At 38.7% G+C, this 22,877-nt stretch carries 12 protein-coding genes; 2 read left to right on the top strand and 10 right to left on the bottom strand.

Going from position 1 to position 22,877, the window contains the following annotated elements; genetic code table 11:
* Positions 1-91: 91 nt before the first annotated feature.
* Positions 92-1,816: a tetratricopeptide repeat protein gene (locus EWM59_RS14015; protein WP_130021609.1), complete on the bottom strand. Its 1,725-nt coding sequence runs from the start codon at positions 1,814-1,816 to the stop codon at positions 92-94.
* 283 nt (positions 1,817-2,099) lie between these two features.
* On the opposite strand from EWM59_RS14015, the gene EWM59_RS14010 reads away from it, so the two are divergent.
* Positions 2,100-4,154 (top strand): tetratricopeptide repeat protein, encoded by a 2,055-nt coding sequence (locus EWM59_RS14010; protein WP_130021608.1) that lies wholly within the window; start codon positions 2,100-2,102, stop codon positions 4,152-4,154.
* 3 nt (positions 4,155-4,157) lie between these two features.
* On the opposite strand, the gene EWM59_RS14005 is transcribed toward EWM59_RS14010, so the two are convergent.
* The 5 genes from EWM59_RS14005 to EWM59_RS13985 all read right to left on the bottom strand — a co-directional run bounded on the left by EWM59_RS14005 (position 4,158) and on the right by EWM59_RS13985 (position 11,659).
* A complete protein-coding gene (locus tag EWM59_RS14005; RefSeq protein WP_130021607.1) occupies positions 4,158-4,985 on the bottom strand; it encodes an NAD(P)H-binding protein in 828 nt (275 codons plus the stop codon).
* 60 nt (positions 4,986-5,045) lie between these two features.
* A complete protein-coding gene (locus EWM59_RS14000; protein ID WP_130021606.1) occupies positions 5,046-5,651 on the bottom strand; it encodes a Uma2 family endonuclease in 606 nt (201 codons plus the stop codon).
* 110 nt (positions 5,652-5,761) lie between these two features.
* Positions 5,762-7,267 carry a lipopolysaccharide biosynthesis protein gene (locus EWM59_RS13995; RefSeq protein WP_130021605.1) on the bottom strand — a complete coding sequence of 502 codons (1,506 nt, stop codon included), beginning with the start codon at positions 7,265-7,267 and terminating at the stop codon, positions 5,762-5,764.
* A gap of 29 nt (positions 7,268-7,296) precedes the next feature.
* A complete protein-coding gene (locus EWM59_RS13990; protein WP_130021604.1) occupies positions 7,297-10,605 on the bottom strand; it encodes a VCBS repeat-containing protein in 3,309 nt (1,102 codons plus the stop codon).
* Positions 10,606-10,783: 178 nt separating this feature from the next.
* The gene (locus EWM59_RS13985) at positions 10,784-11,659 is read right to left on the bottom strand and encodes a pirin family protein (RefSeq protein ID WP_130021603.1); all 876 of its coding nucleotides are present in this window, start codon (positions 11,657-11,659) and stop codon (positions 10,784-10,786) included.
* A 290-nt stretch (positions 11,660-11,949) separates the two neighbouring features.
* Between EWM59_RS13985 and EWM59_RS13980 the strand changes: the two genes are divergently transcribed.
* Positions 11,950-12,288, top strand: a complete 339-nt coding sequence (locus EWM59_RS13980; protein ID WP_130021602.1) for a winged helix-turn-helix transcriptional regulator — start codon at positions 11,950-11,952, stop codon at positions 12,286-12,288.
* 43 nt (positions 12,289-12,331) lie between these two features.
* On the opposite strand, the gene EWM59_RS13975 is transcribed toward EWM59_RS13980, so the two are convergent.
* The 4 genes from EWM59_RS13975 to EWM59_RS13960 all read right to left on the bottom strand — a co-directional run bounded on the left by EWM59_RS13975 (position 12,332) and on the right by EWM59_RS13960 (position 22,802).
* Positions 12,332-13,399: a DUF4249 domain-containing protein gene (locus EWM59_RS13975; RefSeq protein WP_130021601.1), complete on the bottom strand. Its 1,068-nt coding sequence runs from the start codon at positions 13,397-13,399 to the stop codon at positions 12,332-12,334.
* Positions 13,399-15,918 carry a TonB-dependent receptor gene (locus tag EWM59_RS13970; protein ID WP_130021600.1) on the bottom strand — a complete coding sequence of 840 codons (2,520 nt, stop codon included), beginning with the start codon at positions 15,916-15,918 and terminating at the stop codon, positions 13,399-13,401. The genes EWM59_RS13975 and EWM59_RS13970 overlap by 1 nt, the downstream gene beginning before the upstream one ends.
* Positions 15,919-16,134: 216 nt before the next feature.
* Positions 16,135-19,464 (bottom strand): VCBS repeat-containing protein, encoded by a 3,330-nt coding sequence (locus tag EWM59_RS13965; RefSeq protein WP_130021599.1) that lies wholly within the window; start codon positions 19,462-19,464, stop codon positions 16,135-16,137.
* Positions 19,461-22,802 (bottom strand): VCBS repeat-containing protein, encoded by a 3,342-nt coding sequence (locus EWM59_RS13960; RefSeq protein ID WP_130021598.1) that lies wholly within the window; start codon positions 22,800-22,802, stop codon positions 19,461-19,463. The genes EWM59_RS13965 and EWM59_RS13960 overlap by 4 nt, the downstream gene beginning before the upstream one ends.
* Positions 22,803-22,877: the final 75 nt, after the last annotated feature.

Here is a 22,877-nt window from a genome sequence, read left to right as displayed (position 1 = left end):
AAAGATTTGCTTAGCATCCTTTGTTCCGGTGCAATTATCGGAATAAAGTCTTTATCGGGCAAATGTATCAGCAGGTTTAATAAGGTGAGGTTTATTCGATTAACTGGCCGGACTGTATTTTCTTATCTATATTGATACTGTTTTCACCCATCTGTCGGGCTTTTTTCCATTGTTCAATAGCTTTGTCCTTTTCGCCTAACTGATAAAGAACATCGCCATAGTGTTCTACAATAGTACCACTTACGCCACTGCTTTGTTTAATGGCACGCTCCAGAAACTCACGTGATTTCTGATAATCTTTCATGGTATAAAGTACCCAGGCATGCGTATCTAAATACGTAGCATTATTAGCAAATTTTTCTGCTAATTTGCCTGATAATTCTACTGCACGACTCAGTTTATCTTTTCTCAACGAAAGATAATAGGCATAGTTATTCAGTACGTGCTCATCGTTAGGGTCAACTTTCAGTACAGCTTCATACGCATCGTCAGATTTACTGTATTGTTTAGCCTCATTGTAGGCATCGCCCAATAAGCCGTTTACAAATTTTGTTAATTCCTTATTATCTAAAGCCAGATTTCTTGCTTCTTCTAACGACGAAATAGCTTTCTCAAAATCTTTTTTAGTGAAATTGGCTACTCCGTTATGATACCAGAAAAAAGCCTGATTGGGAAAGTACTCAATGGCTTCTTCCGAATGTTTGGCCAGACTGTCGGTATTATTCAATTTTGAATCTATTTCAACAATGGCTAACCATACTTCAAATACTGATTTGTCAAATTGGGTTGACTTGACATAGTTGTCACGGGCACCAACCATATCACCTTTTTTCATCAACAAATCGCCCATTACCACGTATGCTTTTGCTTCTGATGGTGCCTGTTTGATTAATTCATTAGTAAGGCTTATCAGATTATCTAAAGTTTTACCACCTTTATCATCTTTCATCATCAGCATATAGCTTGATAAAATCTTGAATTTAACATCTGATGAAAGATTCTTATTCTTAAAAGCCACTTGTAGCTCCTGACTGCATTTGTCTAAGTCTCCTTTTTTGCGATAAATTTCAGCTAAAAGCACGTGCGCTTCTGCAAAGTCAGGATTGCGTTTCAACGAACTTTCCAGCATTTTTAAAGCCTGGTCATAGCGTTCGTTTGAAATCAGAATCTGGGCTTGTTGTACTACATATTCTGGTTCTGTCGGTTCTGATGCAATCAGCTTGTCGCCCTCTTCAATGGCTTTTTCAAGTTTGTTTTGTTTCAGATAAATCAATTGTTTCTGATGCGTGATTTCTTCGCTCATCCCAATTGTTTTCTCTATTTTGTTGTATACGTCTACAGCATCAGAATATTTCTCCTGCATAATATAGGCATTCGATAAATCAAGATAGTTATCAACGTCAGTCGGATATTTATCTGCTAATTTCTCATAAATCTGAGCCGCTTCTTTGTAGCGTTTTTGCTTAACATAAATATCCCCTAAAAATTTCTTGTAGAATTTATTATTCTCGTCCAGTTTTGCAGCTTTTTCAGTATAAAGTGTAGCATTGGCAATATCGTTGGTAGCTAAAAACGATTTTGCAATCATAAAATTGGCACCCGAACTTGCCGGGTTCATCTCGGCAGCTTTCTTGAAATGCGTAATGGCTTTATCGTAGGTTTCGGCAATAAAATACTTCATGCCGTCAGTAAAAACTGCTTCGGCTTGGAGGTCTTTTTCCGAGATAGCGCCATCACCGGCTTTTTTGTTTTTCTGGGCCATACCCACAACAGGAAGCCACAGAAATGCCCATACTATGATTCTATATACTTTCATTCATTAACTTATTGTAGGTATTTTAACGCCTGAATTGCCTGAATATTGCCTATTGTTTGGCAACATTCCTGCCAAAGACTTATCAAAGTTCTTTAAATTATTGCATATAACAAAATAAGAACTTTTTATGTGGTAATATGTTTGAGGTTATCAGGCAAGCTATATATTTTATATGAAATTAACAAGAAGAAGCGTATGAATGGAAAATAAGGTACATAAAATTACGAAATATTGCTTTGGCAGGATAATTGAAATATTTTTGTAAACCCGATCAATCCATTAAATGGCAAAACATAAGTCTCAACCTAAACAAGGTATCAGAAGAGAGGTGGTTCAAAACCCTGCATCCTCAAAAACAATAGAAACTCCTGCATCAAGCAGCAATTTTTCGATTGACGAAAAATGGATTCCTGCCATTCTCAGTGTTTTAGTATTTGTTAGTTATATTCCTGTCTGGCAGAATAGTTTCGTATGGGATGATAAACCCTATATTCCTATCAACGACATAGTCAAAAACTTTGATATTAAAGGTATTTTTTCTGAATATGTGGTTGGAAACTACCACCCGCTTACGGTACTGAGCTTAGCTATTGAATATGCTTTGGTAAAGGAGCAGACATGGCTGTATCATTTAGATAATCTGATTCTTCATATCCTGAATAGCTGGCTGGTTTTTAGACTTATTCAGAAACTCAATAGTAGTTTTTTAGTTTCATTGGTTACAGCAGTTTTATTTGCCATTCATCCATTGCACGTAGAGTCGGTTGCATGGGCTGCAGAACGGAAAGATGTGCTTTATACCTTGTTTTTGTTGCTTTCGCTGTGGTACTATATTCAGTTTGATGAAACCGGTAACAAAGTACATTATGGAGTTTCAGTGCTGTTATTTATTGCATCGTGTATGTCGAAAGGTATGGCGGTGGTACTACCTGCTATCCTGATTATTACAGATTATTGCTTCTTAAAGAAACCTATAGGCGTTAAGATGCTTGTTAATAAAATTCCTTATTTTATCATCACATTTATATTTGCTTATTTGGCTACGCATGCACAGAAAGATGCAGGGGCTGATGCTTCGAGCGTAATCGGAAGTGCTTATACCACAGGCGAGCGGATTTTATTAACTGCCTATGCTTTCTGTTTTTATTGGGTAAAAACTTTGTTGCCTTATAATCTTTACCCGTTCTATCCTTACCCTAATAAAGCCACAGGTAGTATTCCTGCTATTTATTCATTAGCCCTTTTAGGGACTCTGATATTAATTGGTGGGATTATATGGTTTGGAAGAAAAGATAAAAGAATCTGGTGGGCAGGTGCCTTTTTCCTGATTGCTATTTCTACAGTTTTGCAGATACTGCCAGTAGGTAGTGCCTTAGTTGCCGACCGCTACTATTATCTGTCTTCTATTGGCCCGTTGTTTCTGATTGGGCTATTAGTCAATAAATTCTACGCAAGTGCCAAGGGTGTTCTGGTCGGGTTTATCATAGTAACTTTGCTATTATGTGGGATGACTTTTGTACAGACAGGCAAATGGAAAAACGAACTACTACTTTTTACTGATGCTGATAAGGCATTTCCGAATGATGCCATGATTCTGAGTAATTTAGGTTGGTATTATTTAGATCATAAAGATTTTCAGACAGCCAAGCAGTACCTGATGCGGGCAGATGATGGAGGTTTTAAAAACGCTGATGTATGCCGCACCATCGGGTCTATGTTTTTAGATGAGGGAGATAATGCGACGGCTTTAAAGTATTTTCAAAAAGCTACACAGTATTTACCCAAATCTAATCGTACTAACTGGCTTTTAGCGACGGTTTATTATCGGATGGGAGACTATAAGAATGCTAATTATTATTATAAAATAACACTTGACAATGAACTTGCTAATGCCGAGTACTGGACTTCCTACGGTTTATCGTTAATGGCAAGCAAAAAGTTTGAGGAGGCAAGAAAAGCATTTAAAAAATCTATGTCTATTAAACCGGATTATTGGGACGCTTATCTGAATCATGCTTTTTCTTACAGACAGGAAGGGAATTTTAATCAGGAAATAAAAGAATTAGATGAACTGATTGTGAAAGCACCAACCTATTTGCCAGCTTACAAGAATCTTGGGGTAACGTATGTCGATTTAAAATTGGACGATAAAGCCGTAGAGTATTGGTCAAGAGCAGCTGTGAGAGATTCAACAGGAGATTTTGAATACAATATTGGTATTAATTATGTAAATAGGGGAGACATTGAAACAGCCAAACAATGGTATATTAAATCAGCCAGCGAAGGCAACCTCAATGCTAAAAACATTTTAAAAAATAATGGCGTTCCGGGTTATTAGTAACTACTCAGGAAGCTGATAGAAATAATCTAATGGATTTTTGAATATGAAATGATAGCCGGATTTCTCTAACCATTTATCAGGACTGATAATCTTATAGGGTTGTGGCGTAGGTGATGCCACAAATTCTGGCATTTCAAAACCTAATTCCTCGCAGTTCCGGATATAAATTTCTTTTCTTATCGGGTGTATTGGCGAAACAATATTAAAGGTATCGCCCCAGATATTTTTCTCAATAACGGTTTCTATGATTCTGATTACGTCGTCCCGGTGAATATAATTTACCGGAATATCTCCGGTGGTAAGTCCTTTCCAACCTGCAAAATATTTAGCCGGAATCCGGTCATAGCCCATGAGTCCTGCTGCTCTTAAAATGGTTACATCTGCCGTAAAATCTCTGAGCAGATTTTCAGCTTTTACCATCGTAGGGCTGGCTGATGTTTCAGGTGTCAACACATCTTCTTCTACTACTTCACGATTAAGCTCAGGATAAACCGAAGTAGAGCTTATATAGATAATCTTTTTGATAGAAGAGTTTTCCACAACTTTTAGCAGATTCGCTATCTGTTCTACGTGGGCATCGGTCTTTTGTAAGCTGATTTTAGGTGGAATATTGATGATTAGTACCTCACTGTCGAGAAAGTTATCCACATATTCACATTCTAATTGTGGATTAAGTTTGAGTAAATAAGGCTCAACCCCATTTTCTTGTAGAATAGCTAATTTTTCAGGGTGTGTAGTACTACCTTTTACGAGGTAATCTTTTTCAGAAAGATATTTACCTAATGGTAAACCTAACCACCCACAACCTATAATGCTTATTGTTTTCATGTGTTTCTGCGTTACCGTAGCACGTCTATAATCCCTTGCCTCATTTAGTAAAGGAGCTATCTATTCAAAAATCTCTTTAACGTTAATTTTGAAGCCTGTAATTACCTCAGATGCTAATAGCCCATCTTTTAACTTTTGCGATAATTCAAATTTCTTATTTGTTGATAAATACTGTTCAATAGTCTGGCTATCAGTATCAACTATCCAATACTCCTTTACCTCATGTAGGGCGTAGTCCTCCATTTTTATCCCGTAATCACGCTCTTTAGTAGAGTCAGATAAAATCTCCACTACAAAATCAGGCGGTGGTAATGCCGATTGCTTTTTTTCGAAGTCTCGGGCTTTTTCTTTATTCCAGAAGCAAATATCGGGTTCATAATCATTTCGGGTAAGCCTTACCATTACCTTTTCGTAGGCAACTTCCCCAAGGTCATTGTCATATACAAAAGGAATCAGATGTCGGGTGATTCTTGTAGAAGCTTTCCAATGGCGACCATATACCGGAGAATGGTAAATGATTTCCCCTAAAATAAATTCAGCTTTTATGTTTTCGTCCACAGTTGCCCAGAACTCATGCCGACGTTTTTGTTCATCTGCCCATACCTGCTCTAATTCGTCAAGCACTTCTCTTAAATTGGGTGCCTGTAATAAATCTGTGATACTCATCAATTTCAGAAATTATAAACGAATTTAAGGGTTTATTTTCAGAAGAAAAAGACAAAAGTTTAACCGCAGCATGTGCTCATTAGGAGACAGGTATAAGCGTACAACCGTGGTTAAAAACGAAAATATTTACTAATTCCCAGGCTCTTGCGCTCTATCACAACAATCACAATTAGAAACAAGAGAGTTAATAATAAGTGGAAAGGAATAGAGTAATAAGGATTCTCTATTTTGATTTGCCATGAGGTATATATCAGGATACCTGCGCCCACCAGATAAATAACAATATTGCTTAGCTGATAAGGGATAGGATAATATTTTTGCCCAAACCAATAGCATAGGACCATCATGACAAAAGAAGAGATAGCAAAAGCTAAGGCACAGCCTACATATCCCATCAGAGGAATCAGAATGAGGTTTAAGACGACCGAGATAAACATACCAACAAAGGTAAGAATAGTGCCAAAATGTGTTCTGTCACTTAACTTAAACCAGATAGACATATTCTGATAGACTCCGATAAACAGATTGGCTAATAACAGAATAGGGACTACTTCAAGACCAAAGCGATAACTTTTGCCTAATATCAGGCTAATTAAATCTATATTCAGACTTACGCCTACCCATATTATCACACAGGCAATAGTGAACCATTTGGTAGCCAGGGCTATCATAGAGGGAGAGTTTTTGTCTTCGGCTTTCGAAAAGAAAAACGGGTCGGCAGCATAGCGGTAGGCTTGCACAACTAAAAGCATAAAAATAGATAACTTATAGACATTGGCATAAATACTAAAAGCATCATCAGTAGTTAAGCCCTTATAGAAACCCTCCGGTAAAATTTCACGGAACATAATACGGTCGGCCACCTGATTAACAGCACCCGCTAATCCCATAATTAAAAGCGGATAAGCGTAGGTAAAAACAGGCTTGAATTTCTTGAAATCAAAAGCGAAACGGAACCCGACAAATTCTTTCCACAGTAATAAAAGCGTAACCAGACTGGCAATGAAGTTTGCCCATACAATGTAATCGGGCCCGATTCTCGGATTATAAAAGAAGTCTGCAAAAGGTTTCCAGTTGGAGAGCATGACACCTTCATGGATATATTTACAGAACATCAGATAAAAAACATTCAGACCAATATTGATAAAGATGTTAATAAGTCGGATGGCTACAAACTTTTTAGCACGGTTTTCAGCCCTTAGTTTAGCAAAGGCAATGGCTGCCACAGCATCTGTTGCTATAATGATAGAAAACCAAACGATAAGTCTTTCTTTACCCGGAAAGCCCATCGCATTAATGATAGGCGTAGCAGCAAAATAGATAAGGCCTGAAAAAATGACACTTGTAAGAATAATGTAAGAGAGAATAAGATTATAGTACTCCTGTTGGTTTTCTTTTTTACTGGCATATCGGAAGAAAGCTGTTTCCATGCCATAAGTGTAGATGATATTAAGCAGAACGACCCAAATATACAACTGATTATTATCTGCGAGCTGGCTTTGTTCTACGAAAACACGGGTATGTACTGCTACTAAAAGCCAATTCAGAAATCTGCCAACAATGCTACTGATACCATAAAGGGCTGTATCGCTCGCTAATTTTTTTATTACGCTCATGTGTTAATTTCAGGGGAGTGAGAGGATTCTCAAAAACCGATTACTTGAACCTTATCGTTATTTTTCGCCAAAATTAACATATTTTTCTTAGCTCCCTTTACTATTTTCATTCGGCGTACCTGTCCGGTACTGAAAAAACCTGTATCTTTTGATTTCAGTACTTCAAATTTTCCTTGCCCTTTGCCATGTAAAACCAGCCCATGATTACTATCATAACGGCCAATTTCGGGTAGTACATCAAAGAAGTTTCCGGTCAGGATAATATCTAATTTATTATCATGGTCGTAATCACAGGTTTCAATGCCATATACCGGAGAAAACTGTACTTCTATGGGTAAAGGAACGATGCTGAAATTGCCTTTACCATCGTTGATAAAGAAAGAAGTTTGCGGATTAACCACAGTTTTTTCAATCATGCCTTCTTTTTGTGCACTGGTAAATATTTCATCAACCGACTTATTGGCATAGTCTTTATGATACACAAATCGCTCTTTGATGGACGGGATAACCCTTTGCAAATCAGGCTTTTGCATGAGTGGTACTAATTTGCCATTGTTATACACACAAATCAATTGCTCTACCAGCCCGTTTTTATCAAAATCATTGACACAAAGCATGGCAGGTTGGTCTTTAGAGGCAGTTAATTTGGAGTTAAGCCCCAGATTACCTACAATTAAATCGGGGTCACCATCATTATCTATGTCGGCCACTTTAATCGTATTCCACCATCCTGCTGAGTCGGTTATAGGTAGAGGTGTAGGAGAAATTTTTCCTTTCTGATTTTTGAGAATACTTATAGGCATCCAGTCGCCTGCCAATACCAAATCAGGCCAACCATCCTTATCAATATCAACCCACGAAGCGTCAGTTATCATGCCTATCTCCCCTAAATTTTCGGGGGTAAATTTGCCTTTTCCATCGTTTTTTAATAGATAGCTATCGGGGCTTTTACCGTATTGGGCGCTTATCATACGAGAGCCTACAAACAGGTCTTCATCACCATCTTTGTCGAAATCTGCCGCTACAACACATGAATTGTTTTCGTAGAGTGCAGGTAAAGTGCCCGAAGAGAAATTGCCTTTGCCGTCGTTGATATATATATAATCAGCAAGGGAAAGGTTATCTTTCGGAAACTCATTACCTCCGGTGGCGATATACAAATCAAGGTCTTTGTCTCCATCAGCATCAAAGAAAATAGCTGCAACTTCGTCAGCATGCGGATTGGCACTGAAAATGCTTTGTTTAGATAACTGGAAGTTTCCTGTACGGTTCTGTAAGAATAATTGTCCGGTAGAATTAAGTGCAGCCCCTAAATAAACGTCTTCCAGTCCATCGCCATTGACATCACCTACGGCTAAAGCAGGTCCTTCTCTGGAGTACATTTGTTTAAGCGTGGCGTCTCTGTTATAGTCAACAAACCCATTTTCTGCATGCGTAAAATTTAAACCTGATTGCTCACTTATATCAGCAAAATACCTCGTAGCAACAGGTGGTTTAACTATATAAGTTTCATTGGCATTTTTTTGCTCCAATACCAAATCAGTATCAGCTTTTGGGCTTTTGATGGTTTGTTTTTTATCATTCTGCCATATAACTGTCAGCGAGTCAATGGTCGGGTTATTGCCTAAACCAAAAACCAAGATATGGTCGCTCGAAGACTGGAAGCCGTGATTGGGCATAGATTGTAAAAACTGCATTTTGCCTTGCTGATACAGATATACTTTTGCCCCGATGCCCAAAGTATTTTTGTCGATGCCCTTTAAATTAACCCTTAAGAAATGCTTTTTCAGTTTTTCAACAGCGTTGTTTCTGTAAATCGATAGTGGCATATTGTTATTATTCACTATCAAATCAAGGTCGCCGTCATTGTCTAAATCCCCGTAGGCAGCACCATTCGAAAAACCGGGCTCACCTAAACCCCAGTCTGGTGCTTTATTTTCAAATTTCAGATTCCCCTTATTCTGAAAAGCATAATTGGCAATGGGTTGAGAGGGCATTTTCTCAACCATTTTATTGATATTGAGTTTGCCATTCTGGTCGAGCATCTGAGGTACAGTGTTCTTATCTGCCAGAAAACTGATAAAATCCTGGTCAGTAAGGTCATGGATAATTCCATTGGCTACAAAAATGTCTTTCATGCCATCGTTATCCATGTCGAAAATTAAAGCTCCCCAGCTCCAATCAGTAGAATAAATGCCCGAAAGTGCAGCTATTTCACTGAAAGTTGGTACCCCATTACGGTTGTCGCCATTATTGAGTTGTAGGGTATTGCGGGTGTATTGATGGTAGAAATCTCTTTGTACTTTTATTTGTTCTAATTCATAGGTTTCGAAACTTGACGTAGTTTTCAGGCGATAGTCGTCATTGGGCAACATATCGGTTACAAAAATATCCGGTTGTCCGTCGTTATTAATATCTCCAATATCAGCACCCATAGAATTAAGGCTTATATGCCCCATTGATTCTTTTACTACTTCTTTAAAAGTGCCGTTTTTCTGATTGATGTAGAGATAATCACGCTCATAAAAATCGTTAGAGATATAAATATCTAACCAGTTGTCATTATTTACATCTCCTACGGTTATACCCAGACCAAACCCAATCAGGCTACCGTAAATACCTGCCTGCTCACTTACATCGGTAAATTTATTATTATCGTTTCTGAATAATTTATGTCCGCCTAAGGGGTCTCGCTGGGTACGTAGGTTCTGGTATTGCAGTTTATTGACCTGTATAAAACTATTGTTGAGCAGATACATGTCTAAATCTCCATCACGGTCATAGTCAAAAAAAGCGGCATGTGTAGAGTAGCCTCCATCAAATAGCCCGTATTCTACTGCCATTTCCTTAAACGACGGAATACCATTCTGTCCTACGCCCTGATTGATGAACAACTCATTGCCTCGGGTATCATTCCGTAATTCACCTGAATTACATACATAAATATCTAATAGACCATCACCATTCACGTCGGCAAAGGTTACGCCCGTGCTCCAGGCTTTGGTACCACTTACACCGGCTTGTTTGGTAATATCTTCAAACTGAAAAGAACTGCCGTCTTTTTTGCCTTTATTCAGATACAATTTATTCTCTCCCTGATTGGCCGTCAGATAGACATCTGCAAACCCATCGTTATTCACATCGCCTATGGCTACGCCTGCGCCATTGTAGAAATTGCGGTAATTGATGATATTCATTTCGGGAGTATCTTCAATTTTATTCATGAAGTCGATACCCGTTTGAGAAGCCTCAAGAGACTCAAATAAGTAATCCTGCGAACGCTCTTTGCATGAAAGCAGCACGGTCAGAAACAAGCAATAAAACAGCGATTTTGTCATCAGATAAATATAAGCCTGTAAAAATAACAATAGAAATCGATTTCTATTGTATATACTTTGTGTGGTTTAGCCTGACAGTAGATGAGCTGATAAAGAGCGGAGAAGAAAGGAGATAATTTGAAGATAGGTTTTAAAAAAGTCAGAGTGCCATTGCTGACACTCTGATTATAATACTTGCTTAAATAAGTGCTTCTGCTTTACGGTGCCACATTTTGCGGCTTTCGGGCAGGCTGTTCAGATGAGGCATCTGTCCGGCATGATATTCATTATACAAGCGTATAATGTCTTTATTCATATCTCCAATAAAAGGACCATAACTCACGATAGGGGTTTTGTGCGGCTTTCCTGCATACAATACAAACCTTGCGCCCTGTTCGCCTGATGTGAATGTTAGGTTACTTTCGCCCGATTCATGGCTTTTATCTAACCACTCAACCTGACCCTGAGTAATTTTGTTTTTCCCAACGATTATATCACCCGCTAATACATAGATAAAGCCATTGTATTCAGCAGGGATTTCCTGTTCTGTTACTATACTTTTCCCTAACTTAAAGTCTATCAGTGTAAAAGGCGTATGGTTTTGCAGAGGTAATTGTAATGCCTGGCTACTACCACTGTAAACCCTGATTTCGGTCTGGTCGGTTTTTAGTGTAGGCACATCTTCTAACAAAATCTGTTGCCACAAAGGCTCTATCCATCTTTTTTCGGGGGGTAAAGCCAGCCATAATTGTAGAATGTGCATATTAACCTTACCAGAGATTTCTTCTGTATGAATAATGCCTTTGCCGGCAGTCATTAATTCAAGGCTACCGGTGTGCCAGTCTTTTTCATCGCCTTTCAATACAAGTGTTACAGTTTCAAAGCCTGCATGTGGGTGAGGCCCGCCCACAGGTTTACCACCCGGAAGATTCAGGGCGTCGTCCATCAGGAGAATAAAGGGGTCAGTATTTACAAAATTCTTCCCGTCAATTAATGCTTTTGCTGTATGACCCTCACCTAAAAAGCCCTGATGGGCTTCAGGTATGATTATTTGTTCTATGGTTCTCTGTTTCATTGTTTTAACATTTATTATTGTTTAACTATAATTTGTGCAGCCGGAAATAATTGCTGCAGAACAGTCGGATAATGTAACATAAAAGCTATACAGACTAAGACCTGTACAACAACAGCTATTAGAATGGGTTGCTGATGTTGCAGGTTATAGATAAGCCCTAACCCTCAATTTTGTTTATTTTCTTTGGCATTGGTTTAAAATTTAAACATGTTCACAATGCAAATTTCTGAAATATATGCTATACATTTGTTATCTGTTACAAAAAGGATAGCGATTACAAAAAGGATACTATGGTACATACAGACGAATCTTGCAGAAAAGCAAGACTGGCCGTAAGAGATACATTAGATGTAGTAGGTGGCAAATGGAAACTGGTATTACTTACGATATTAAGACGTGGGAAGCGGAGATTTCGTGAATTATCAAGAGAAGCAGATATTTCACCCAGAATATTGTCGAAAGAATTGCAGGAAATGGAAATGAATGGCCTGGTGAGCCGTACGGTTCTTGATACCAAACCTATTACGGTTGAATATGCACTAACACCCTATAGCGAAACGCTCGACGAGGTATTAAATGCGATGGAAAAATGGGGGCAGCATCATAGAGAAAAAATAATGTCTACCTGAATTGCAATGATAAAAACACCCCTTCAGGGGCTGGGGGCTTTTATCATTGCAACAAAGGAGGCAGGTTATGCCCAATATTGTATTCAATCCATCCGGCAGACTGGCAATCCCAGAGTTTCAGTTTTGAATAACGATAATCGAAAATACCAATATCTGCCACCATTTTCTGATACGCATCAGTCGGAATATTAGTAAAACGGTCAATAGATAGACGTTGCTTGTTTACTCCTCCCACTACAAATGCTCCTAAAACTTCCTGACGAGGGTCTGATGTACATGTCAGATTTCCTACAATTTGTGCAGGTATTTTATCAAAGATTCCACCCCCAACATTTCTTTGGTCTTCAAGTCTTTGCCAGTAATTATAAATGGTTTTAGAGACCGAATAAATATCTAACTGGATAATCCAATCTGTATAATCTTTATAATCGACACTACCTATCGGTATCGGAATATTTCTGCCATTTACCAGAAAATCTTTGAGCAATACAGGTTGGCTATTGAAAGGTGCCCGCCAACATTTGGAGTAACAAATAGGTACGGGAGCAGGTGGCGGCGGCGGTTCAGGGCAGGTAGTAAGAAACTGGATAAAATCCTGACGTTTGATGAAATAATAATCTTCTGTTGCTGCCGGGTCTTGTATCTCTGCCGTTACATTAAACTTCATATCAAGCGCTTTTTCAGCATTTACAAAGGTATAATCAAACTTGTTGAACACAGCGGGGGCTTTTAGTTCAACCAAATCAGACTCAATGGCTTTGCCATCGCTTGTTGTTATTTTTAGTTGGTATTTTTGCCCTACTAATCCTTTAAACATGGGTGATGCTTCGTAATAACCTGCTTGTACTTCTGCCATGTCGTAGATATTACCCGAGCCATCTACAATTTTTACCTGCGCATTGGTTATGGGTTTACCCAGATACTCTGAAACATCATATGGGTCGTAAGCAGTAGTTGTATTCAATCGTACATGATAAGGCCCTGAAAGATTATTCACCTCTCCGTATACCACAATCGCATTAGTCTGGTTGCTTGCTTCAAAGTCAGTTAATTCAGTTTCGCATGAAGTCAGCCAGCCTATCAGGAATAAAAACAGAAATATCTTTTTCATCAGAATTTGAAATTGTAAGTAAGTGATGGAATAGCAGCCCCTAAAACCGAAAGTTTGTAGGTTTTAGCCTGTGTACGCAAACCTGTGGCCGATTTAAAATAGATAGAATAGGCATTCTGACGAGCGAGAATATTATAGATAGAAAAATTCCAGCTACCCTGCCATTTTTTCTGCTCTTTGGCATCAATGGTAATCCCTAAGTCGAGGCGCATATAGTCAGGAATCCGTTCAGCATTTCTGAGCGTGAAACTTGGTGTAGAATACCCATCTAATAACTGATAAATAGTAGTGGGTTGTAAAAACTCATAAACTGCACCATTATATACATAAGTACCTTTATCAAACCCTGCTCTGGGGTTTAGTCCAACTTTTACCATGTAGTCATATACCTCACTGAATGCGATAATTTTATACCGGCCATTGGGATAGGTAATAGGACGACCTGTATTATAAGTAAAATTGGCATTGAATGTCATGCGTTTTGTCCATCGGTTATTCAATACCAGTTTAAAATTATGAGGAGAGTCGAAGTTAGCAGGGAATCTTAAACCGAAATTGGCTGATATCTGGTTTTCGGTAGCAGGAATCTGGCGGAATGTTCGGGAGTAGGTATAAGAAAACCAACCAGTCAGTTTTTTACCCCGGGCTTTTTTCAGAAAAAACTCTGCCCCGTAGGCATAACCTTTGCCTACTAATAGCTGGGTTTCTATGGTTGGATTCAGGTAAAGTGAGGCACCATCAATATAATCTACTACGTTTTTGAGGTCTTTGTAGTAAACCTCCAGAGAGGTTTCATAGACATTGCTTTCACGGCCTACAAAATTCTTGAAAAAGCCTATCGAATACTGGTCGGCTATTTGTTGGGGTATTTGTGGATTACTGTTTTTCCAGAGGTCTGCGGGCGAAATAGCCATTGTATTGGAAATCAGGTGCATGAATTGCTGCATACGGTTGTACCCCAGTTTGATAGAGAAATTAGTGTCTAATTTAAAAGCTAAAGAGACACGCGGTTCCAAACCTCCATACGATTGGATAATTGCGCCTTTTCTATAGTTTAAAGTATCTGTAATAGTCCCCACCTCACGTGGTATGCCTGACTGATAATCATAAAATTTGCCCGGACCGAGTAATTGATAATAGGCGTACCGAAGACCATAATCTAAACTAATAGCCTTTCCCAAGCCAATGCTATGCCCCACATAAACAGCCATTTCTCTTGATTGCTCAACAGGCATGGCGAAGTTATTAACGATTGACTCTGCAGTAGAAGGCGAAAGACTTCCGGCATCGTTTGTATATTGGCTGAACTCCAGACCAAAGTCTAATCTGCTTTTGTTAGATAGCTCATAACTTAAATCTTCTCTGATAGATTTCTGTACAATAGAGGGTTGCCATTGGTATTGATAGGGTGCGCTTAGTCCCTCAATACCATATTTATACTTACTCAGAAAGGCTGTGAAATTGTGTGCAAGCCTACCATTGATTAAAGCATTGTGTTTTAAGCTGACATTACTTGTATTCCAGAAATACATTGTATCCTGACCAAATTTAAAGGCATCGTTGCTGGCATAAGCGGATAAAGAAATGCGTTGGTTCTGGCCGAATTTATGGGTAACTTTTATATTGAAATCGTAAAAATTGGCCTTGCTTTGTTTAAGTGCTTCGTTAGGAAAATAACGCAGATAAAAATCAGATAATGAACCTCTTGCGGCAGCAATAACAGAGGTTTTGCCTTTCCACAAAGGGCCTTCTATTAGGAGCCGACTTGAAATAGGGCCGACGCCTCCCTGTAAACTCCATTTGTCGAAATTCCCTTCTCGTAAACGTACATCTAAAACCGAGGAAGCCCGACCGCCATACATTGATGGAATACCGCCTTTAAACAGACTTATATCCTGAACCATATCTGCATTAAAGGCTGTAAAAAAACCAAACAGGTGAGAAGTATTAAAAAGTGGTACACCATCAAGCAGAACAAGGTTTTGGTCAACATTGCCCCCTCTCACATTAAAACCTGAAGCTCCTTCGCCAACAGTTGAAACACCCGGCAAAAGCATGATACTTCTGATTACATCGGCCTCACCCATCAGATTAGGCAACTTTTTTAAAGTTTTACCCGATAGTTTCTCTACCCCCATAATTGTGCGATTCACATTCGCATCTGCTTTTTCGGCTGTAATCACTACTTCATCTAACAGGCGTTCAGTTTTTTCCAGACTTACTTCAATAGTAGTGTTCTGGTCTAAAACTATTCTATCGGTTTTTATTTTATACCCCAACATTCTGATGGTTATCTGATACGTTTTGGGCGGAAGATACAAGCCAAAATAACCCGATGAATCGGTCTGGACGCCAATTGTCATACCCGAAAAAAGGATACTGGCATTTCCAAGTGGCAGATTAGTGCCTGCTTCTTTCACTATTCCTGAAAAGAGAAAGGTTTTCTTCTGTGCAAAAGACACTGCGTGCATACACAGTAAGTAAAGCATCAGGTAAAAAGAAAATAATTGTTTAGACATTCATCAGTTAAGGTTAAGTATATCGTATAACAAGCCAGAGTGAACTGACTATCTTAGCTGAATAAATAATAGGGAGTTTATTTTATGATATGACGAATTTTAAAGTCTTTTAGTTGGACTGTAAAGGCTATCAATATAGACGAAATAATATATTATCTCAGATAGCCAAAACCTAATAGGGTTGTTATATCATCCCCATTAGGTTTAATAGATAACTTATTTCAATTTCCTGAATACCTGCATTTTGTCGTTGTTTCTTAATATAAAATAGAGCTGTCCTTTAGGCGTATTAATTACTTTCATGTCTCGTACATCACCCTCTTGTAAAAAGCCTGTATCAGTTGGTACTGCTGCCTTGAAATCTCCTTTACCATTGCCTTTGAGAATCAAGCCATAAGACGCATCGTAGCGTGCCTGATACATATTGGCACCATAAAAATTGCCACCTATCAGTATATCTAAATTACCATCTTTATCTACGTCTTCTGTGCGTAGGGTCATAATTTTTGACACTTGTGCCAGACTTGGTAAATGGTTTAGTTTAAAAGTTTTATTACCCAGGTTTTCAACATAGACCGACTCAAAAGTATTGATTAATTTTTCGTCAGCACCATCTAATTCCTTCGAACTGAATACCTGTTCAATGGTTTTACCTGAAAAATCTTTATAGTCGTTATATTTCTTATTGATAATACCCGGAATCTGCTTGCCCATTTCATCTTTGCCATTTACCGGATACCATTCGTCGCCTCTACTATAAGCTAAAATGTGGTCTAAGGCATCGTTCTTATCAAAATCTTTGGTAAACATTTTCAACTGACCGCCTTCATGCTTTCTGAATTTGGTATTAGTACCTAAATTACCTACTACAAAATCAATGTCTCCGTCTTTATCAAAATCTCCTGCGGTAATACTACTCCAGAAACCTGAGAATTTGCCTAATTGATTGTCTATCAGCTTAAATTTTCCCTGATTGTTTTCAAAAGTTTTAATAGGCATCCAGTCGCCTACAACAGTCAGATCAAGGTCGCCATCTTTGTCTATGTCAGCCCAGATGGCATCTGTAACCATACCTGTTTGCCGAAGTTCGGGAGCAATATTTGTGGTTACATCACTGAATTTGCCTTTGCCATTGTTTACCAATAAATAAGAATTAGGCAATTGTCCATATTGATAGGCAACAACCCGCCCGCCAACAAACAAATCAAGGTCTCCATCTTTATCAAAATCGCAGGCACGTACACACGACTTGTTATCGAACATAGGTGGCAAAGCATCAGTAGCTTTTATAAAGTTTCCTTTCCCATCATTCAAATAGAGTCGGTCGAGTTGCTCAATCATTTGTCCATAAAACTCATTACCACCTGTTACTACATACAGGTCTAAATCTTTATCACCATCAGCATCAAACAATAAAGCATCTACATCTTCCAGTAAAGAATCGGCTTCAAAAGTTGCCTGTTTACTTTTAACAAAACCATTGCCTTTTTGCAGATATAATTCTCCTGCCTGATATTTGGCTCCACCTACATAAAAATCTTCCAGACCATCGCCGTTTACATCACCTACTGCCATTTTTGGTCCTTCGGTAGATACTTTAAACGGGATAAGTAATTCACGGGTGAAATCGAAATACACATTTTCTTTATGCACAAAAGGAATGTTTGCAGTAGCAGTAATATTCTCAAATAATGGCTTTTGTGGTATTTCAAATAAATAAGTACTGCCATCTGCTTTCGCATTGTTCTGGTCTACAATGAGGGTTTTATTAATAGCAGGATTAGTGATTACCTCCATCTTCTGATTCTCCCATATCACTATCAGCGAGTCTATTTTAGGCGCTTTACCGATTCCGAAAATCAGAGACGGCTCAACCGAACTCATAAAGCCACGGGTGGGCATAAGTTGCTGTAATTGCTCTCCTTCGCTTGTTTTCAGGATTATCTTAGTACCTATACCAAAAGTATTTTTATCGTTGCCTTTCAGTTTTAGCTTTATGTAATTGTTGCCTAAGGTTTCTCTGCTTTGGTTCAGGTAGATTCCGGCGGCTTCGTTCAGATTATTGGTAATTAAATCCAGGTCTCCGTCATTGTCTAAGTCGGCATAGGCACTGCCATTAGAAACGTTTGCTTCTTCAAAGCCCCAGGCAATAGACTTATCCTGAAACTGTAATTCTTTTGTGCCCTTGTAGAGGTAATTATGCCACTTGCCACTTGGCATTTTGTCAATAGCCTGTTGGTCGAGTTCGTGAGAGGTGGGGAGGTTGTAATGAAGCGAGTCGCTGGCAATGAATTTCAGATAGTCTAAGTCGTTGGGTCTTCTCAGAATACCATTGGTAATAAAAATGTCTTTGATACCATCGCCATCATAATCAGCCATCAGGGGGCTCCAGCTCCAGTCAGTAGCGGCAACGCCTGCCATAGGTGCAATGTCACTGAAGCGTTTGCCTTTCATGCTTAGTTGCAGACAGTTGCGGCTATACTGATTAAAATAGCCGAATTGCAGTTTATAAAGATAAATATCAAGAGGGTCTTCACCAACCGATGATTTTTCTACTTTTTCGTCTTCAGGATACATGTCCAGCGTCATAATATCCTGAAAACCATCATTGTTAATATCGGCTATATCAGAGCCCATCGAAAAACGGCTCAAGTGAGTAAAATGTTCTTTAACAGCTTCTTTAAAAGTGCCGTTTTTCTGATTGATATAGTAGTAATCATCTTCATGGAAATCGTTACTTACATAAATATCCAGCCAACCATCATTATCAATATCGGCTACCGAAATCCCTAATCCATAACCCATAGCTGCCTGGTAGATTCCGGCTTCTTTGCTCACATCGGTAAATTTGCCATTGTCGTTGCGGTAGAGGTAATCTCCGGCCTCGTTGTCTTTCAGCATGCGGGTATTTACACGGTCATAAGAACGGGTATTATGCACGGCATGATTGAGCAGGTAGCAATCTAAATCACCATCTTTGTCGTAATCAAAGAAGGCAGCCTGGGTAGAAAAACCTGTGAAATCTAAACCATATTCGTTGGCTTTTTCGGTAAAGGTCAGGTCGCCATTATTAATATATAATTCATTTGAGCCTTCTAAACCTTTGTAGTTAGAGACAGCACACACATAAATATCCAATAGACCATCGCCATTAATGTCAACCATTGTTACCCCTGTTTTCCAGTCAGAGAAACCACCAATTCCGGCTTTTTCTGAAATATCTTCAAATTCAACAGGGCTATTCTGGGTTTTGCCTTTGTTTAGGTAAAGTTTGCTTTTGCCCTGATTCGATACAAAAAACAGGTCGGTCAAACCATCATTATTAATATCTCCTGCGGCTACGCCTCCACCATTGTAGAAATACAGATAATCTAAAATATTGAAATCTTTGGTTTCGATAATGTTGTTGGCAAAATCGACTTTACTTTGGGTAGATGATAACTTGTTGAAAAGTTTTACCTCTGCTTTCTCCTCAGCTTTTTTACAGGCACTAAAAACGGCAACCGATAAACTGATTATACTTATAAATTTTACTATTGACTTCATTTTTTCTGTTTTTTAAAACTAAATACCTGCGCCTTATCGTTGTTCTTTGCCAGCACAAGCATTTCTTCAGTTGTATCAGGGTTGTGGGTTTTTACTTTATACATTTTGCGAACCTGTCCCAGTGTTCTGAAACCTGACTTATCAGGGGCAACAGCTTCAAATTCTCCTTTGCCTTTTCCTTGTAAGAGTAGCCCATAGTTAGCATCAAAACGACCCCATTCCGGCAATACATCAAAGAAATTTCCGGCTAAGGCAATATCCAATATGCCATCATTATTAAAATCTCCCGTTTCTATGGCATAAACAGGTGATAACTGTGCTTGTATAGGCAGGTCTTTGAGAGAAAAATTACCTTTGCCATCATTGATTAAAAACTGGGTACGGGTAGTAGTAATTTTTTTACGTATGCCATCTTTCATCTGTTCAGCCGTAAAAATATCGGTGATAGATTTATTGGCATAGTCGGTATATTTAATAAATTTCTTTTTAATAATAGGCAAGGCCCTTTGCAGCTCACCTTTCAAAACCATCGGGTAAGTGTTGCCGTCTTCTGTTACGCACGAAATTATCTGCTCGGTAGTACCATTTTTATCAAAGTCATTTACATCTAAATAGGCCGGATACTCAACAGAGGCTTTTAGTTTGGTATTTTTACCTAAATTACCTACAATAAAATCCATGTCTCCATCGCCATCAATATCGGCAGATTTCAGACAATTCCACATGCCTTCTGAATCTTTGATGGTTTCTTTCAGCGTGAGTGTACGACCTCCTTCGTTTTTAAAGACTACAATACCCCCCCAGTCCTGAGTAACTACTAAGTCTAAAAAACCATTTTTATCAATATCTACCCATTCGGCATCGGTTACCATGCCTAAATCGTTAATTTGAGGCATATAGCGTTTTGATAAATTCTTAAATTCGCCTGTGCCATCATTGATATACAGGTTACTTGGCGGATTCATGCCATATTTGCCGGGAATCATACGAGAACCTACAAACAAATCAAGGTCTCCATCTTTATCAAAATCGGCTGCGGCTACACAAGAGCCGTTTTCGTTGATAGGCGGAAAGCGCAAGTCTCTCTTAAAGTTTCCTTTGCCATCGTTCAAGTATAATACATCATGAAGCTCAGGGGCATTTACTTCAAACTCATTGCTGCCTGTTACTACAAATAAATCAAGCGCACCATCTTTATTGGCATCAAAAAACAAAGCATCCGTATTCTCGGTAGTGCCATCAAAAGCAAAATCAGGCTGATTAGACTCTACAAACCTGCCATTTTTTTGTTGAATATATAGTTTCTTGGCTTGCCCTGCCGCACCGCCAAAATAGATGTCGTCCAAGCCGTCACCATTTACATCACCTACGGCTAAAGCAGGACCTTGTGTAGAATATTTCTGCTTTAATAATACATCACGGTCATAATCTACAAAACTGCTTTCCTGATGCGTATAGTCGAGTGTGCTGTTGGTAATATCTGTGAATAATAGTTGCTTTACCGGTTGAGTGGCTATAAATAGCTGAGTGGCATTTTTATAGTCTAAAGTAAGATTGGCATCGGCTTTAGGATTTTTAAGTACCTCCATTTTGTCATCAGGCCATACAATTTTCAGAGAGTCGATATTGGCGTTCTGGCCTAAACCAAATACAATCTGGTGGTCGCTTGATGACTGGAAGCCTCTGTTAGGCATTTGTTGCAATACTTTTTTCTCACCTTGCTGATAGACTGTAAGAGTAGCCCCGATTCCATTCAGATTTTTAGCTGTGCCTTTCAGGTTTATGCGCAAAAAGTGATTTTTGTTTACTTCGTTGGTTTTGTTTTTATAGACCGAAAGTGGCGCATTCACATTATTTACTACTAAATCTAAATCGCCATCATTGTCCAGGTCTCCATAAGCTGCCCCATTTGAAAAACCCGGGCCTTCTAACCCCCATGATTTAACCGTATTGGTGAATTGCAGATTTCCGTTGTTTTTATAGGCATAATTCGGGATAGGAACAGAAGAGATTTTGTCGGTAAATTCTTTATAATCAAATTTTTTGCCTTCCAGCATCTGTTGCATCGTGTTACGGTCACCCAAAAACTCTACAAAATCCTGGTCGGTCAGGTCTTTGGCAATGCCATTGGCTACAAAAATATCTTTCAGTCCGTCATTGTCCATGTCAAAAATCAAGGCTCCCCAACTCCAGTCGGTAGCATGTACCCCTGAAAACTCCCCAATTTCGCTGAATGTTCCATCACCATTATTCAGATGTAACATATTGCGCATATACTGATGCCAGAATCCACGTTTCAGCTTCATTTCCGACAGATTGTAGCTTTCAAATGTACTGGTAGTTTTTAAGCGTCTATCGTCGGCAGGTAACATATCTGTTACAAAAATATCCAGATTGCCATCGTTATTAATATCTGCAATATCTGCCCCCATAGAACTCAGGCTGATATGCGCCATCTGCTTTTCTAACTCTTCTTTGAATGTACCATCTTTCTGATTGATATACAGGTAATCACGTTCATAGAAATCATTAGAAATGTAAATATCCAACCAATTATCATTATTTACATCTCCAATGGTGATACCTAATCCGAAACCAATCAGACTGCCATAAATGCCTGCCTGCTCGCTTATATCTGTAAACTTTAAACTGCCTTTTTCGCTATCGTTTCTGAATAATTTATGCCCGCCTAATCTATCACGTTCGTTGCGAAGATTCATAAATCCTAAGCGGTCGATAGGGGTGAAGCTATTATTAAGAAGATACATATCTAAATCGCCATCACGGTCGAAATCAAAAAAAGCAGCATGCGTAGAGAATCCTCCATCTTCTAAGCCCACTTCCTTAGCCATCTCCTTAAACGACGGAATGCCATTCCGTCCAACGCCCTGATTCATGTATAACTGATTACCGCGTTGGTCCTGGCTACCCGAATTACATACATATATATCTAAGAGGCCATCACCGTTTACATCGGCAAATGTTACACCTGTTGACCAGAATTTTTTACCTACAATACCTGCCTTGATAGATATATCGTCAAACTGAAAAGATTTACCGTCTTTTACTCCTTTATTGAGATAAAGTTTATTGTCTTCAAAATTAGAAGTAACAAAAATATCAGAGAAACCATCGTTATTCACGTCACCAATCGCCACTCCGCCGCCGTTATAGAAGTTACGGTAATTAAAAATATTAAACTCTTTTTTCTCTAAACTTCTGTTCACAAAGTCGATACCTGTTTCAGTAGCCGGAAGAGACTCAAACAGGGTATCTTCTTTTTTGCTGCAGGATAAAAGCAAGAAAGAGCAAAAAATAATTGAAAGTAATTGTTTCATTGGTATAGGTTAAATGCCGGCAGCTTGGTCTACCGTCTGTAAAATAAAAAGGCAGACCACACCTGATCTGCCTTT

The organism is Emticicia agri (assembly GCF_004168285.1).
Taxonomy (GTDB): Bacteria; Bacteroidota; Bacteroidia; order Cytophagales; family Spirosomataceae; genus Emticicia; species Emticicia agri.
Note: the sequence above shows the minus strand (reverse complement) of the source record. Positions and strands in the feature narration are given on the sequence as shown.